This window comes from Kitasatospora sp. NPDC088742 (genome assembly GCF_055584905.1).
Genome location: NZ_JBVJLD010000004.1, coordinates 35645 through 49855, shown reverse-complemented (window position 1 = coordinate 49855; position 14211 = coordinate 35645). Strand labels below are relative to the sequence as shown.

Genomic DNA, 14211 nt, shown 5'->3' with positions numbered 1-14211 from the left:
CAGCAGGAACCCCCGCGAACACCCTACGGAGCACCCCATGTCCGTCAATGCCGGCACCGTCACCAGCCGTGAGATCCGCCTCGCCGCCCGCCCGGTCGGTGCCCCCGGCCCCGAGCACTTCTCCCTCGCCACCGTCGAGCTCCCCACCGAGCTGGCGGAGGGTCAGGTCCTGGTCCGCAACACCTGGATGTCGGTCGACCCGTACATGCGCGGCCGGATGGACGACGTCGAGTCCTACCTCCCGCCGTTCGCCCTCGGCGCCGCGCTCCAGGGTGGTGCGGTCGGTGAGGTGATCGCCTCGCGTTCGGCGGCGGTGCCGGTCGGCGCCACCGTGTCGCACTTCCTCGGCTGGCGCGAGCACGCCGTGCTGGACGAGGCCGCCGTCACCGTCGTCGACCCCGGACTCGCCCCGGCCCAGGCCTACTTGGGCGTGCTCGGCACCACCGGTCTGACCGCGTACATCGCGCTCACCGAGACCGCCCCGGTCCGGCCCGGCGACGTGGTCTTCGTCTCCGGGGCGGCGGGTGCGGTCGGCAGCGTGGCCGGCGGGCTGGCCCGGGCGCTGGGTGCCTCCCGGGTGATCGGTTCGGCCGGCGGCCCGGTCAAGGCCGGGAAGCTGCTCACCGAGTTCGGCTACGACGACGCCATCGACTACCGGGCCGGCTCCGTGGCCGACCAGCTCGCCGGGGCCGCGCCCGAGGGCATCGACGTCTACCTCGACAATGTCGGCGGCGACCACCTCGAAGCCGCCATCGCCTCGATCCGCCTCGACGGCCGGATCGCCCTGGTCGGCGCCATCAGCACCTACAACGCCACCACCCCGCAGCCCGGCCCCGCCAACCTCTTCCGCGCCGCCACCCAGCAGGCCACCCTGCGGGGCATGCTGGTCACCCACTGGTTCGACCGCTTCGCCGACTACGTCCCGCGCGCCGCCGCCTGGCTCGCCGACGGCACCCTCACCAACCGCGAGACCGTGGTCGACGGCATCGAGAACGCCCCGGCCGCCTTCCTCGGCATGATGAACGGCGCCAACACCGGCAAGATGCTGGTCCGGCTGGCCTCCTGACGGCCTGCGGGACGCCCGAGGGCTGGACCTTGCGGAGGCTCCGGAGGATCTCGCGCCACGCGGGCGCGGGCTTCGTCACCACCCTCGGGACGGTCAGCAAGGACGGCCGCCCGCTCGCGGTCCGGCCGGCCCTCGACCCGTTCCCCGAGCCGGGGGCCGCGCTGCGGTTCTGAGCGCGGCCCCCGGGGCCGGACGCGGGGTCAGAACCGCAGCGCCCAGCCGTTCAGCTGGCCCGCCAGGTACTCCCACTGGTCGTCGAGACGGAGCGTCCAGACGCCGTTGGCGGTCGAGGAGGAGGCGTCGACGCCGAGGGTGGTCCGGATGGTGTCGGAGCCCCAGGCGAAGTCGCCGTCCTTGAGGCGGTAGGCGGTGCCGTCCGGGGCGATCAGGTCGATCAGGAGGTCGCCCATGAAGTCGTGGGTGACGTCCAGTTCGACGTCCAGCTGAGCGGGGGCCTTGCCCGGGACGCCGGTCACGGTGACGGTCGAGTTCAGGACGCCCGGGTCGGGGATCGCTTGGACGGCGGGGTTGGCGAACCGCGGGTGCGGGCCGGTGGCCGGGGGCGGGCCGAGGTACAGGAGGCGGTCGGGCGAGCCCTCCGGCAGGCCGCCGAGGGAGCCGGTGGTGGCGGTGGAGACCAGGGCGGCGGAGACCTGGGCCGGGGTGGCGGTGCGGTGCCCGGCCAGGTAGAGGGCGGCGGCGCCGGCCGCGTGCGGGGAGGCCATCGAGGTGCCGGAGAGCGTCTGCTCGGCCTGGTCCCAGCCGTTGGAGGCGGAGACGATGTCGGAGCCCGGGGCGTACAGGTCCACCAGCGGTCCGTAGTTGGAGTACCAGGCCACCTGGTCGTCCACCTCGCTGGCCCCGACGGTGATGGCGGCGGCCACCCTGGCGGGGGAGTGCTCGTTCGCGTCGACACCCTGGTTGCCCGCCGCGAGGGTGTAGGTCAGGCCGGAGGCGATGGAGTTGCGGACGGCGGTGTCCAGCGTCTCGTCGGCGTCGCCGCCCAGGCTCATGTTGACCACGGCGGGCTTGACGGCGTTCCTGGTCACCCAGTCCACGCCCGCGATCACCTGCTCGTACGTCCCGGAGCCGTCGTCGTCCAGCACCCGGACGGCGACCACCGAGGCGGCCTTGGCCACCCCGTAGGTGGTGCCCACCGCCGTGGCGGCGACGTGGGTGCCGTGGCCGTTGCCGTCGTCGGCGCTGGTGTCCCCGTCGATCACGTCGTAGCCGTACCGGGCACGGCCGCCGAAGTCCTGGTGCTCGATGTTCACCCCGGTGTCGATCACGTACACCGTCACCCCGCGCCCGCCGCCGTCCGGGGAGACGTACCGGTCGTCGAGCGGCAGCCGGTGCCGGTCGATCCGGTCCAGCCCCCAGGACGGCGGGGAGGTCTGGGTGGCGTCGAGCTTCACCCGCCGGTCCTGCGACACGCTCGCCACCGCCGGGTCGGCCGCCAGGCGGCGGGCCTGACGGTCGGTGAGCTTCGCCGAGAACCCGTGCAGCGCCGAGTCGAAGCTCCGCCGGACCTGGCCGCCGTAGCGGGAGGCCAGGGCCGGCGCCGAAGTCCCCTTGAACGCCGTCTCCTTGAGCACCACCAGGTAGCTGCCCGGCACCGCGTCCGCCCTGCCGACGTGCCGCACCACGCCCTCCCGCTCGGCCGCCGAGGCCGGCGCGCCTGCCGCCACCGCGCCCACCAGCAGCAGCGCCGCCGCCGCTCCCCGGCAGCTCTGAACCCATCCGTTCATCCGAACCCCCCTCGCCCGGCCGGGGGACAGCTGCCCCCCGGCACCCCTTCCCCAGAGGGTGACGCATCGTCAGATGCCTTGCAAGCAAGGTGAGTTGAAATACCTCAGGGGTGGTAGGCGCAGAGCGCGGCATCGACCACCCGGTCCAGTCGCTGCCGCCCGGCGTCCCCGCGCTGCTCGTTCACGGCGACGGCGGCGGCCCGCCGGCCGTGCTCGGTGACGCCGACCCGGCTCTCGTAGCCGGGGATGCTGCCGCCGTGGCCCCAGTACACGCCGCCGCAGGAGAGCGGGCGGCTCACCAGGCCCAGGCCGTACCGGGCGCCCGGGCCGAAGGTGGCGGAGCCGTCCGAGGTGCTGGTGCGCATCTGCTCCAGCTGGCGGGGGCCGAGGAGCTCGCCCCGCACCAACGCGGTGAAGAACCGGTCGAGTTCACCGGGGGTGGAGACCAGCTGGCCCGCCGCCCAGGCCCAGGAGTGGTCGAGGTCGGTGATGTCGGTGAAGGGCTCGTCCGGGGTGTCCCGGTAATAGCCCCGCAGGTGCGGCCCCTGGATGGTGGTTTCGCCCCCGGCGGGGAAGTAGGTGTGCCGCAGGCCCAGCGGCCGGATGATCCGCCGGTCCAGCTCCTGGGCCAGGGGTTGGCCGGTGACCTTCTCCACGAGCAGGCCCGCGAGCAGGTAGTTGGTGTTGCTGTACGCCCAGACCCGGTCCTCGGGAGCCGAGGTGGCCGGGTGGGCGAGGGCGATGGCGAGCAGTTCGCCGGGCTCGTAGTGGCGGATCTCGTCGGCGAGGTAGTTGCTGTAGTTGGGCAGGCCGCTGGTCTGTCCCAGCAGCTGACGGACCGTGATCCGCTGGCCGTCGCCCCCCGGGCCGCGGACCAGCCCGGGCAGGTAGTGGTCGACGTCCCGGTCCAGCTCGATCCGCCGCTCGCCCACCAGTTGGAGCACCGCGACGGCGACGAAGGTCTTGGTGTTGCTGCCGACCCGGATCGCGCCGTCCCTCGGCACCGGGGCGCCGGTCGCCAGATCGCCGACCCCGGCCGTCCGGCTCTCCACCCGGCCGTCCCGGTCCCGCACGGTGGCCACCGCCCCGGGCACCCCGAGGTCGGCCACCAGGGAGTCCAACTGCCCCTGCAGCGGGGAGCGGGCCGGGCGGGAGGCGTCGGCCAGTGCTGGAGCGGCGTCGGCCAGCGCCGGCGCGGCGGGGGCGAGCAGCGCGAGGCCGGTCACGGTGACGACGGCGGCACGGCGCAGTGCGGGTATGGCCATGGGCGGGGCTCCTCCAGGGCGGGGAGCGCAGCCCGCTCCCGGTCCCTCCCAGGTCACCACGGGCCGCCCGGCGGGGGCATCGGCACACGGGACGAGCCCGGCAGTCCCACGGTCCTACCGTCGGAGTGCCGGGCTCTGGTTCCGGCGGCGTAGCTGCCCCTGACATCCCGTCAGGGGCAGCCGCCGGCGGTCCGCCGGGCCGTCCGTCAGTGGCTGCCGCGCAGGTTGAGCACGACCACGCCGACGATGATCAGGGCCAGGCCGAGCCACTGCGCCCTGCCCAGGTGCTCGCCGAAGGCGACCACGCCGATGCCCGCCACGGCGGCGGTGCCGGCGCCGGACCAGACGGCGTAGGCGACCGAGACCGGGATGTGCTTCAGGGCCCGGCCGAGCAGGGCGAAGGAGAGCACGTAGCCGATCCCGACGCCGAGGCTCGGCCAGAACCTGCTGAAGCCCTCGGTCAGTTTGAGGCAGCTGGTGGCCGCGACCTCGCTGATGATGGCCAGGGCCAGCAGCAGGTACGGCATCAGCGCGGCTCGGCCGCGGCCGCGGTGAGCGAGGCCAGCAGCGGCAGGTCCGCGTGCACCAGGCTGTCCAGCACGGTGACCCGCTCGGAGGCCTGGATCGGCACGGCGGACGGGACCGCCAGCACCGCGCAGCCCGCCGCGTGCGCGGAGGCCACGCCGGTCGGGGTGTCCTCGACGGCAACGCAGGCGGCCGGGGCCAGGCCGAGGCGGGCGGCGGCGGCCAGGTACGGGTCCGGGGCGGGCTTGGTGCGCGGGGTGTCCTCGGCGGCCAGCACGGTGCTGAACCAGTCCCGGCCCAGGGTGGCCAGCACCAGGTCGATCACCCGGCGCGGCGAGGCCGAGACCAGGGCCATCGGGACCTCGGCCGCCCGCAGGCGGCTCAGCAGGTCGAGCGCACCGGGGCGGGGGACCACCTCGGCGGCCACCCGGGAGGCGAAGGCCTCGTCCAGACGGGCCGTCAGCCCGGCCTGGTCGGAGCGGCCCGGGGCCCGGCGGTGCAGGTGGGCGGCGGTGTGCTCGACGGCCTGGCCGAGCACCTCGGGCAGGTCGTCCTCGGTGAGGGTGAGGCCGACCTCGGCGGCGCACTCGACGGCGGCCTGCCACCAGAGTTCCTCGGTGTCGACCAGCGTGCCGTCCATGTCGAACAGCACGGCGGCCGGCCGCGGGCCGGTGGCTTCGCTCGGAGGTGAACTTCCTTCACTGGCAGAGGGGTTGGCGGATGAGGATGCAGGCATGGCGGTACCTTCGGCAGGAACGGATCAGGCGGTGCGGCGGTCGACCAGCACCGGGCGGTCGGGCAGCGTGACGTCGGCGTTGCTGCCGATCGGCAGGGCCGCGGCGGCCTCCGTCGGCAGGTCGGCCTTGATCTCGGTGCCGTCGGACAACCGTACGGTGATCCGGGTTGCGCTGCCGAGGAAGGAAGCGCCGACCACGATCGCGGCCCCGGCGTCGTCGGAGACCAGGCCGACGTTCTCCGGCCTTACCAGGACGTCGAGTTCACCCTCGGCGGGCAGCTCGCCGTCGACCGGGAAGGTCCGGCCGAGCAGCTCCACGGAGCTGCCGGAGCGGGTGCACGGGATGCGGCTCATGGTGCCGACGAACTCCGCGACGAAGGCGGTGGCCGGGCGGGAGTACAGCTCGGCGGGCGCTGCGCACTGCTCCAGCTTCCCGGCCCGCAGCACGGCGACCCGGTCGGCCATCGAGAGCGCCTCCTCCTGGTCGTGCGTGACGAACAGGGTGGTGATGCCCAACTCCTGCTGCAGGCGCCGGATCTCGTCCCGGAGGTTGAGCCGGACCTTGGCGTCCAGCGCGGAGAGCGGCTCGTCCAGCAGCAGCACCCGCGGCTGGAGGGCGAGCGCCCGGGCCAGCGCGATGCGCTGCTGCTGGCCGCCGGAGAGCTGGTGCGGGTAGCGCGCGGCGTGCTGCGGCAGGCCGACCAGCTCCAGCAACTCCTGGGCGCGGTTGCGGCGTTCGGCCTTGCCGGTGCCGCGCATCCGCAGGCCGAAGGCGACGTTGTCGGCGGCGGTCAGGTGCGGGAAGAGGCTGTAGGACTGGAACACCATGCCGGCGTCGCGGCGGTGGGCCGGGACCTCGGTGATGTCCTGGCCGTCCACCAGCACCTGGCCGGAGTCGTGGGTCTCGAAGCCGGCCAGGATGCGCAGCGCGGTGGTCTTGCCGCAGCCCGAGGGGCCGAGCAGGGCGAGCAGCTCGCCCGGGTTGACCGTGAGGTCGAGGCCGTCCAGCGCGGTGGTGGGGCCGAAGGCGCGGCGCAGGCCGCGGAACTCGACGGTGGCGCCGGTCGTGATGGTGGCGGTGCTCATGGGGGTTGTCTCCAACGACGTGTCAGGAGGTGGCGGCGGTCTTGGCGCGTCGCTCGCGGCCTGCGGAGGCGAGCAGGAGGAGCAGGACCCAGGTGATCAGCAGGCTCAGGATCGAGACCGCGACCGACATCTGGCCCTCGCTGTTGCCGACGGTGTAGATCCACACCGCGAAGGGCTGGTAGCCGAGGATCGAGGAGGCGGTGAACTCGCCCAGCACCAGGGCCAGGGTCAGGAAGGAGGCGTTCAGCAGCGCTCCGCGCAGGTTCGGCAGCACGACCGTGACCACGGCGCGCGGCCAGCTCGCCCCGCAGTTGCGGGCGGCCTCGACCAGGGTGCGCACGTCCACCGCGCGCAGGCCGGCGTCCAGCGCCCGGTAGGCCAGTGGCAGCGACATCAGCACGTACGCGATGACCAGCACCAGCGGGAAGGCCGGGTCCTGGACGAACACGAAGGTCTGGAAGAACGGCGTGTCCATCAGGTAGTCCGGGCCCCAGCGCAGCACGCCGATCAGACCCGCCGTCAGGGCGACCGGCGGCACCACCAGCGGGAGGGTGCAGACCACTTCGAGCACCGGCCGCAGCCGGGGAGCGCCGAGCCGGACCGCGATCAGCGCGGGCACCAGCAGGAGCAGCAGCACCACCACGGTGACGGCGGCCAGCTCAAGGGTGAGCACCAGGCTCTCGGTGAAGCCGGGGGCGCTCAACAGGCCGGTGTAGGCGGCGAAGTCGATGCCCTCGTTGGTGTCGATGGAGAACCAGAGCGAGGCGGCCATCGGTACCAGGAAGTAGATCCCGGCAACCAGCAGGACCAGCCCGCGCCAGACCCGGAGACGAGAGATCAGCTGAGCCACTTTGCACTCCGGCGCTGGAGGGGCAGGTAGACGGCCATCACCAGGACGGCGACCAGGATCATGTCCAGGCTGAGGGCGAGCGCCAGGTTGCCCTGGCCGACCAGCACGTTGCCGGACAGCGCGTCGGCGATCGAGCGGCTGATCAGCGGGACGGTGGCGCCGACCATCGCGGCGGCGGTGGCGTACGCGGCGAAGGCGCTGCCGAAGAGCAGCACGAAGCCGCCGAGCAGCGAGGGCAGCAGGATCGGCAGCGCGACGTGCCGCCAGTACTGGAGGGCGGTGGCGCGGTTGTTCTGCGCGGCCTCCCGCCACTGCACCCGCAGGCCGTCCAGGGCCGGGGTGATGGTGAGCACCATCAGCGGCACCAGGAAGTACAGGTACACGATGGTGAGGCCGGTGAACGAGTAGAGCGTCCAGCCGTGGTCGGTCAGGTTGAACAGCTTGGTGATCTCGCCGGCGTTGCCGAGGGTGGCGACGAAGGCGAAGGCCAGCGGCAGGCCGCCGAAGTTGGCCAGCACGCCGGAGGCGGTGAGCACCGCCTCGCGCAGCGCGCGGAACCGGGAAGTGACGACCGCCTGGGCGATCGGCAGGCCGATCAGGGTGCCCAGCAGGGCGGTCAGCGCCGAGAGCTTGAGGCTGCTCAGCAGGGCGGTCCAGTAGGCGCCCTGGACCGAGTCGGTGAGGTTGGCGGTGGTGAACGCACCGGCACCGGACTCGGCGTCACTGGAGGCGGTGAAGGCACCGCTGACGATCGCCACGGCCGGCAGGCCGAAGGAGACCAGGAAGAAGAGCAGCAGCGGCACGGTGGCCAGCCAGCTGCCGCCGAAGCGGCGCAGGCCGGCAACGCGCTTGCGGGGGGCGGGGGTTGTGGCGGTGAGGACCCCCACGCCGCCACCGTTCTCGGTGGCGGCGGGGGTCGGCACCGGGGTGGGAGCCGTAGTCATTTCGGTGATCAGCCCGCGATCGCCTTGGTCCAGTTCTCGGTGATGACCTTCTTGGCCGCCGTGATCTGGTCCTGGGTCGGGAAGGTGGTGAAGGGCTTCTCGACGGTCGGCAGCTTGGCAGCGGCGGCCGCGTCGAGCGAGCCGTCCTTCTTCATGGCCTCGAAGGTGGAGGGGGTGGCGTAGCCGCCCATGAAGAGGTTCTGGCCCTCGGCGCTGAAGAGGTACTCCTGCCACAGGCGGGCGGCGGCCGGGTGCGGCGCCCACTTGTTGACGGCCTGGTTGTAGTACTGGGCGTAGGAGCCGTCGACCGGGATGGAGACCTGCCAGTCGATGCCCTTCGGCTTGAACTTGTCGGTGTAACCGGCGTTCAGGTACGACCAGTCGATCGAGATCGGGGTCTCGCCCTTCTCGATGGTGGCCGGGGTCGACTCGACCGGGTTGAAGTTGCCCGACTGCTTCAGCTTGCCGAAGAAGTCGATGCCGGGCTGGATGTTGTCCAGCGAACCGCCGTTGGCCAGCGCGGCGGCGTAGACGCCACCGAAGGCCGAGCCGGACTTGGTCGGGTTGCCGTTGAGCGCGACCTTGCCCTTGTACTCGGGCTTGAGCAGGTCGGCGAAGGTCTTCGGGCAGGTCGGGATCTTCTTGGCGTCGCAGCCGATCGAGATGTAGCCGCCGTAGTCGTTCACCCGGGCGCCGGTGGCGTCCTTCATGCTGTCCGGCACCTTGTCGAAGGTGGCCACCTTGTAGGGGGCGAGCAGGCCGTCCTTGACCGCCTGGAGCGCGAAGGCGCTGCCCAGGTCGACCACGTCGGGGGCGCGGTCCTGGCCCTTGCGGGAGTTGATCGCGTTGATCTCGTCCTGGCTGGAGCCGTCCGGGTTCTCCTCCTCGATCTCGATGCCGTACTTGGCCTTGAAGCCGTCGAGGATCTTGCCGTAGTTCGCCCAGTCCCGGGGGAGCGTGATGACGTGCAGCTTCCCCTCCTTCTTGGCGGCGGCGACCAGGGCGTCCAGGCCGCCGAGGTCGGCCGCCGAGGTGGCGTCCTTGGCCTCCTTGGCGGCACCGCCCTTGGCAGCGGTGTCACCGGACTTGGCGGCCGAGCCGGCCGAGCCGCAGGCGGTCAGGGAGAGCGCGGCGGCGGTGAGCACGGCCGCGAGGGCGGCGGCACGGGAGCGGTGCACGATCACGGGTGGATCTCCTGAAGAAGGGGAGTTCACGAGGGGAAGTGAGGGGGCGTAGCTGACGCTGCGCCAAGTTGGCCAGCCAACTTGGCCGCCGGGGTAAGTACGCCCGAGTACGGTGACGGGAAGGTGAACGGATGGCCCAGTACAGGGGGCGGCTGCGGGAACGGTGGCCACGGCCCGCTGCGGGGTGATCCACAGCGGCTACAGTCGGCTACGTCCGCCGGCGCATCCGCAGGCCAGGACCCAGCGCCGGGAAGGACTTTGACGCACGTGGCACTCGACCAGGACAGCACCGCCGGCTCGCTCTACCGCAAGGTGGCCGCCGACCTGCGGGAGGCGATCACCTCCGGCTCGTACGGCGACGCCGGCCGGCTGCCCGCCGAGGGCGCCCTGGCCGAGCAGTACGGCGTCTCGCGCGGCACCGTCCGGCAGGCGCTCGCGGTGCTGCGCGCCGACGGCCTGGTGACCTCCCGCCGCGGCACCCGCCGGGTGGTGCTCGGCACCGCCCGGGTGCAGAGCTTCTCCGAGCTGCTCTCCTTCACCCACTGGGCCCGCTCCATGGGCGAGGAGCCCGGCGGCCGGCTGGAGTCCTTCACCCGGCGGCCGGCCGACGCGGCGGAGCGCGAGCAGCTGCGGCTGGAGCCCGGCACCGAGGTGTACGTGACGCTCCGTCTGCGCACCCTCTCCGGCACGCCGGTGATGGTCGAGCGGACGGTCTACCCGCCCCGGGTGGGCGAGTTGGTGGCCCAGCTCCCGCCGGACGTGGTCTCCCACACCGAGCCGCTGCGCGAGCACGGCATCCTCTTCACCGACGCCGACCACACCATCGACGTGGTGGCCGCCAACGCGGACGACGCCCGGCTGCTGGGCTGCCGCCGGGGGTCGCCGCTGCTGCGCGAGAAGCGGCGCACCACCGACCCGACCGGCACCCCGGTCGAGTGGTCCCAGGACCGCTACCTGCCGGGGACGGTGGCCTTCAGCATCCACAACTCGCTGGCCTCGTCGGCGCTGTCCCGGCACACCCGGCAGAACGACTGAGAACCGCGGGCTCCTGTGGTCTGATGGGCCCGTGATCGACGAACGCGCTCTCGCCGCCCTGCTGCCCCGTGTCGAGGAGGCGGTCCGGGAGGCCGCCGCCACCGAGATCATGCCCCGGTTCCGGCATCTGGCCCCCGGTGAGGTGGCCGAGAAGAAGGGCCCGTACGACCTGGTGACCGCCGCCGACCGGGAGGCGGAGGCGTACCTGACCCGGGCGTTGACCGCGATCCTGCCGGGGTCGGCCGTGGTCGGCGAGGAGGGTGTGCACGCCGAGCCGTCGCGGTACGCGGCGCTGGCCGGCGACGCCCCGGTGTGGATCGTCGACCCGGTGGACGGCACCCGCCCGTTCGTCCACGGCAGGACCGGCTTCTGCACCCTGGTGGCCCTCGCCCACCACGGCGAGACCCTGGCCTCCTGGACCTACGCCCCGGCGCTGGAGCAGTTCGCCACTGCCGTCCGCGGCGGTGGCGCCTGGCAGGACGGCGAGCGGCTCAGCACCGGATCGGCCACCCCCGGCGCCGAGTTGGAGGTCTCCTCCTCGCACCACGAGTACACCACCCCCGAGCGGCGCCGGGCGCTGCTCGGCCTGCGGGTGCCGGGGGTGCGGCTCCGGCCCTCCGCCGGTTCGGCCGGGCTGGAGTACCTGGCGCTGGCCCGGGGCGAGTTCGACGGGACCGCCTACGACTGGGAGAACGCCTGGGACCACGCGGCCGGGCTGCTGCTGGTCACCGAGGCGGGCGGCGCCCAGACCACCGTGAGCGGTGAACCGTTCCGCCTGGCGGGCGGGAACGCGCTGCCGTTCACGGCGGCCCGGGACGCGGCCACCGCCGAGCGGATCCGCCGGCTGCTGACGGGCGGCTGAGCGGCCGTCAGGCAACCGGCCCCGCTACCGGGTCAGCCCATCAGCCGCGCCAGCAGCGGGCGGTAGTGGTCGAAGCCGGGCACCTCGGCGTCCGCCTCCTTGGCCTGCTCGTCCCAGCGTCGCACCGTCACCGCGTCCACCGCTCCCGGCCGGGCGGCGAACGCGGCGGCCTGCTCCTCGGTCATCGGACCGCCCTGCACCTGGAGGGTGAACTCCGAGGCGGCGGACAGTCGTTCGCGGTAGCCGGGCTCGGCGGTGCACAGGTAGCGCTTGGCCGCCACGTGCAGCCGCACCGGCTCGGTGACCTCGGGGCCGAACCACTGGGCCAGCCAGTCGGCGCCGGTGGAGCTGTGGCGGTTGTCCTTGCCGGCCATCAACTCCAGCCCGGTGCCGTCGAAGTGGCCCACGTCGTGCAGCAGGGCGGCGGCCACCAGGTGGTCGGGCGCCCCGGCCGCCTCGGCCAACGCGCCCGCCTGGAGCATGTGTTCGGCCATGGTGACCTCCTCGCCGAGGTACTCCGCAGCGCCCTCGCCGGCGAACAGCCCGGCGATCCGCTCCAGCGCCTCCTCCTGACGGTGCAGCAGGGCGAGGGTGGAGGCGAGCGAGTCCAGGTCGGCGTAGCAGCCCTGGAGGTGGCGGGCGCCGTCCGCCTCGAAGGCCGTCCGGGCGTGCAGCAGCCGGGTGTTGTCGAAGATCAGGCAGTCGCCCGGCCCGAGCCGGAACTCCAGCTGGAGCTCCGGTCGCAGGGTGATCGCGGCGAACCGGCGGTAGGCGGTGTAGAAGGCGTCCAGCTCCGGCCCGGTGAGCCCGCGCAGGGTGGAGATCGAGCGGTTGTTGAACCGCACCTCGCGGATCCGGCCCAGCGGGTCGGTCTCGATCAGCGGCCGGTCGGCCCGCAGCTCGGTGTGCCGGTCCCGGAAGACGAAGGGCACCGGGGTGCGGGTGAGCACCGCGAAGTCCTCCGGGTGCTCCTCGCGCAGCAGGGCGGCGGCCCGGAAGCCGTCCACCAGGCCGGAGTCGCCGCCCTCGGCCTCGTTGTGCAGGCAGTGCAGCAGCTGGAGGGTGGGCACCGGGTCGCGGTAGGGGTTGTCGGTGTGCGGGGTGATGGCCGCGTTGGTGAAGGCCAGGTTGTTCGGGTCGGGCTCGACCCGGACGTCGAACAGCTCGCCGTAGTTGGTCTGCCGGACGAAGCCGAAGCTGCGGGCCACCTCCAGCACCTGGCCCTCCACCACCGGCACCCCGCGCAGCAGGGCGAACCCGAACCGCCGCACCGCCCCCAGCACGGCGGCCCGCTCGGCGGGGTCGGCCAGGTAGGCGGACCAGTCCGCCTCCGGCAGGCCGGCCGCGAAGTCGGCGGCGGCCCAGAGCGGGCGGCCCTGCTCGGTGCGGCCGTCGTCACCGGGGGCGCCCTCGGCGGTGAAGCCGGGCGGGTAGTGCGACAGGTGCCCGTCCGACCACTCGACGGAGCGCAGGCCGTCCTGCTCGGACTCCCGGCGGATCGTCAACTCCTCGGGCAGGTCGTTGATCTGGAACAGCTTCTGGCCGGTGCGCGGGTCTCGGCACTCGGCGCAGGGGCAGTTGTCGCGGAGCCAGTACAGGGACGTTTCCATCTCATCCTCCGGGTCAAGTTGTACAGACAACTCTCAGCGGCTCGGGTGAGATCCAGACGACCGGCAGCTGTCCGGACCGCGAACGGCGGCCGACATGCCGGAGCCCCCGTCCGCGCGGTGCGGACGGGGGCTCCGGCGGGCCCGGACGGGGGCCCTGAGCGGCGGTCAGGCGCGGTACGAGGCCCAGGCGTTGGTCATCCGGGTGACCTGGCCCGGGGTGAACTGGGTCATGCAGGAGTCGTAGGTGTAGTCCATGAAGTTCTTGATCGGGTCCAGGCCCGGCTTGCTCGCGCAGGAGTCGCGGCCGGTCGGGCACTCGAACGCTGCGCTGCCCTCGGCAGGCGTGTCACTGACCGAGTCGCCCTGGCCGTTGCAGCCGCCCTGGAAGGTGTGGTAGAGCCCCAGCCAGTGGCCGACCTCGTGGGTCGCGGTGTCGCCCTCGTTGTAGTTGGTGGCCGAGCCGCCCGGCAGTGAGGAGTCCAGCATCACCACGCCGTCGTCCTTGGGGTTCGAGTTGTAGGAGCTCGGGAAGGTGGCCCAGCCCAGCAGCGACTGGCCCAGCTTGGCGGTGTAGAGGTTGAGCGCGTTGGCGCCGCCCTTGCGCAGCGAGGTCTTCATCGACTTCTCGGCCGAGGAGCCCGGGGTGATCCCGTTGTACCAGCCCGAGTTGTCGGTGTAGTCGGTGGCGGCCAGCTGGAACTTGAACGGGGTGGCGGTGTTGCCCGAACCCTGGCCGCCGTAGGCCGCGTTCAGCACCGCTATCTGGTTGTTGATGGCCGTCGCCGAGAGCTTGCCGGTGGTCCCGGCGTGCACCACGTGGAAGTACACCGGGATGGTGGTGGCGGCCAGCTCGCCGCTCTTGGCCAGCAGGTTCTGCCCGTTGGCGCTGCTCTGCAGGTGCGCCACCCGGGCGCCCAGGTCGGCGTCGATCGCCTTGACCTGGGCGGCGGTCAGCGCGTTCGGCTCGTCGGCGTGGGCCCCCTTGGGCAGCCGTGCCGAGGCGCTCCCGGAGTCCGGGGCGCACGCGGCGGCGCCCGGCGCGGCCAGCGCCCCGAACGAACCCGGTGCCACGAACTGACCCGCGGTCAGCAGGCCCGCCAGCGCGGCCACGCCGAGCACCCGGCTGGAGGTGAGGGAGAGGGAACGGACAGGAAGACGCATCTGCTGCTCCTGGATGTCCTGTGGGGGTGTACGGCGGTGAGGGGCTGCCGTGCAGGAGAGGCTACGCAGGCTCGGCGTGAACGTGTCAGACCCGTTCCGGCCGTAAAATATTCTGATATCCCGTCAGTTCACCGCAGAT

General features: G+C 72.9%; 14 protein-coding genes. 4 read left to right on the top strand and 10 right to left on the bottom strand.

Annotated elements, in window-relative coordinates:
- Positions 1–37: 37 nt before the first annotated feature.
- Positions 38–1066: an NADP-dependent oxidoreductase gene (locus ACZ6ZR_RS05830; RefSeq protein ID WP_465639723.1), complete on the top strand. Its 1029-nt coding sequence runs from the start codon at positions 38–40 to the stop codon at positions 1064–1066.
- Positions 1067–1095: 29 nt separating this feature from the next.
- On the top strand, positions 1096–1239 hold the full coding sequence (locus tag ACZ6ZR_RS05825; RefSeq protein ID WP_465639721.1) for a hypothetical protein: 144 nt from the start codon (positions 1096–1098) through the stop codon (positions 1237–1239).
- Positions 1240–1266: 27 nt separating this feature from the next.
- Here the strand turns inward: ACZ6ZR_RS05825 and ACZ6ZR_RS05820 are convergent, their stop codons facing one another.
- The 8 genes from ACZ6ZR_RS05820 to ACZ6ZR_RS05785 all read right to left on the bottom strand — a co-directional run bounded on the left by ACZ6ZR_RS05820 (position 1267) and on the right by ACZ6ZR_RS05785 (position 9404).
- Positions 1267–2814: a S8 family peptidase gene (locus ACZ6ZR_RS05820; RefSeq protein WP_465639719.1), complete on the bottom strand. Its 1548-nt coding sequence runs from the start codon at positions 2812–2814 to the stop codon at positions 1267–1269.
- 104 nt (positions 2815–2918) lie between these two features.
- Positions 2919–4079: a serine hydrolase domain-containing protein gene (locus ACZ6ZR_RS05815; RefSeq protein ID WP_465639718.1), complete on the bottom strand. Its 1161-nt coding sequence runs from the start codon at positions 4077–4079 to the stop codon at positions 2919–2921.
- A gap of 206 nt (positions 4080–4285) precedes the next feature.
- On the bottom strand, positions 4286–4606 hold the full coding sequence (locus tag ACZ6ZR_RS05810; protein WP_465639717.1) for a DMT family transporter: 321 nt from the start codon (positions 4604–4606) through the stop codon (positions 4286–4288).
- Positions 4606–5340, bottom strand: a complete 735-nt coding sequence (locus tag ACZ6ZR_RS05805) for an HAD family hydrolase (RefSeq protein ID WP_465639716.1) — start codon at positions 5338–5340, stop codon at positions 4606–4608. Before ACZ6ZR_RS05805 ends, ACZ6ZR_RS05810 begins: the two co-directional genes overlap by 1 nt.
- Positions 5341–5364: 24 nt before the next feature.
- A complete protein-coding gene (locus ACZ6ZR_RS05800) occupies positions 5365–6426 on the bottom strand; it encodes an ABC transporter ATP-binding protein (RefSeq protein WP_465639715.1) in 1062 nt (353 codons plus the stop codon).
- A 22-nt stretch (positions 6427–6448) separates the two neighbouring features.
- Positions 6449–7264: an ABC transporter permease gene (locus ACZ6ZR_RS05795; RefSeq protein WP_465640059.1), complete on the bottom strand. Its 816-nt coding sequence runs from the start codon at positions 7262–7264 to the stop codon at positions 6449–6451.
- Positions 7264–8220 carry an ABC transporter permease gene (locus ACZ6ZR_RS05790; protein ID WP_465639714.1) on the bottom strand — a complete coding sequence of 319 codons (957 nt, stop codon included), beginning with the start codon at positions 8218–8220 and terminating at the stop codon, positions 7264–7266. Before ACZ6ZR_RS05790 ends, ACZ6ZR_RS05795 begins: the two co-directional genes overlap by 1 nt.
- 8 nt (positions 8221–8228) lie before the next feature.
- Positions 8229–9404, bottom strand: coding sequence for an ABC transporter substrate-binding protein (locus tag ACZ6ZR_RS05785; RefSeq protein ID WP_465639712.1), 1176 nt, complete (start codon positions 9402–9404; stop codon positions 8229–8231).
- Between the two features lie 267 nt (positions 9405–9671).
- Between ACZ6ZR_RS05785 and ACZ6ZR_RS05780 the strand changes: the two genes are divergently transcribed.
- Positions 9672–10439, top strand: coding sequence for a GntR family transcriptional regulator (locus ACZ6ZR_RS05780; protein WP_465639711.1), 768 nt, complete (start codon positions 9672–9674; stop codon positions 10437–10439).
- 31 nt (positions 10440–10470) lie between these two features.
- A complete protein-coding gene (locus ACZ6ZR_RS05775) occupies positions 10471–11301 on the top strand; it encodes an inositol monophosphatase family protein (RefSeq protein ID WP_465639709.1) in 831 nt (276 codons plus the stop codon).
- A gap of 32 nt (positions 11302–11333) precedes the next feature.
- Here the strand turns inward: ACZ6ZR_RS05775 and tmpA are convergent, their stop codons facing one another.
- Both tmpA and ACZ6ZR_RS05765 read right to left on the bottom strand, forming a co-directional pair.
- Positions 11334–12941 (bottom strand): 2-trimethylaminoethylphosphonate dioxygenase, encoded by a 1608-nt coding sequence (gene tmpA, locus ACZ6ZR_RS05770; protein WP_465639708.1) that lies wholly within the window; start codon positions 12939–12941, stop codon positions 11334–11336.
- A 135-nt stretch (positions 12942–13076) separates the two neighbouring features.
- Entirely contained in the window at positions 13077–14072 is a 996-nt protein-coding gene (locus ACZ6ZR_RS05765; RefSeq protein WP_465639706.1) for a zinc metalloprotease, read from the bottom strand.
- Positions 14073–14211: the final 139 nt, after the last annotated feature.

Bases quoted from the DNA above. Each gene is read 5' to 3' on its own strand.
- ACZ6ZR_RS05790 (WP_465639714.1), bottom strand. From the start codon at position 8,220: ATGACTACGGCTCCCACCCCGGTGCCGACCCCCGCCGCCACCGAGAAC.
- ACZ6ZR_RS05805 (WP_465639716.1), bottom strand. From the start codon at position 5,340: ATGCCTGCATCCTCATCCGCCAACCCCTCTGCCAGTGAAGGAAGTTCA.
- ACZ6ZR_RS05810 (WP_465639717.1), bottom strand. From the start codon at position 4,606: ATGCCGTACCTGCTGCTGGCCCTGGCCATCATCAGCGAGGTCGCGGCC.
- ACZ6ZR_RS05765 (WP_465639706.1), bottom strand. From the start codon at position 14,072: ATGCGTCTTCCTGTCCGTTCCCTCTCCCTCACCTCCAGCCGGGTGCTC.
- ACZ6ZR_RS05815 (WP_465639718.1), bottom strand. From the start codon at position 4,079: ATGGCCATACCCGCACTGCGCCGTGCCGCCGTCGTCACCGTGACCGGC.
- ACZ6ZR_RS05800 (WP_465639715.1), bottom strand. From the start codon at position 6,426: ATGAGCACCGCCACCATCACGACCGGCGCCACCGTCGAGTTCCGCGGC.
- ACZ6ZR_RS05830 (WP_465639723.1), top strand. From the start codon at position 38: ATGTCCGTCAATGCCGGCACCGTCACCAGCCGTGAGATCCGCCTCGCC.
- ACZ6ZR_RS05820 (WP_465639719.1), bottom strand. From the start codon at position 2,814: ATGAACGGATGGGTTCAGAGCTGCCGGGGAGCGGCGGCGGCGCTGCTG.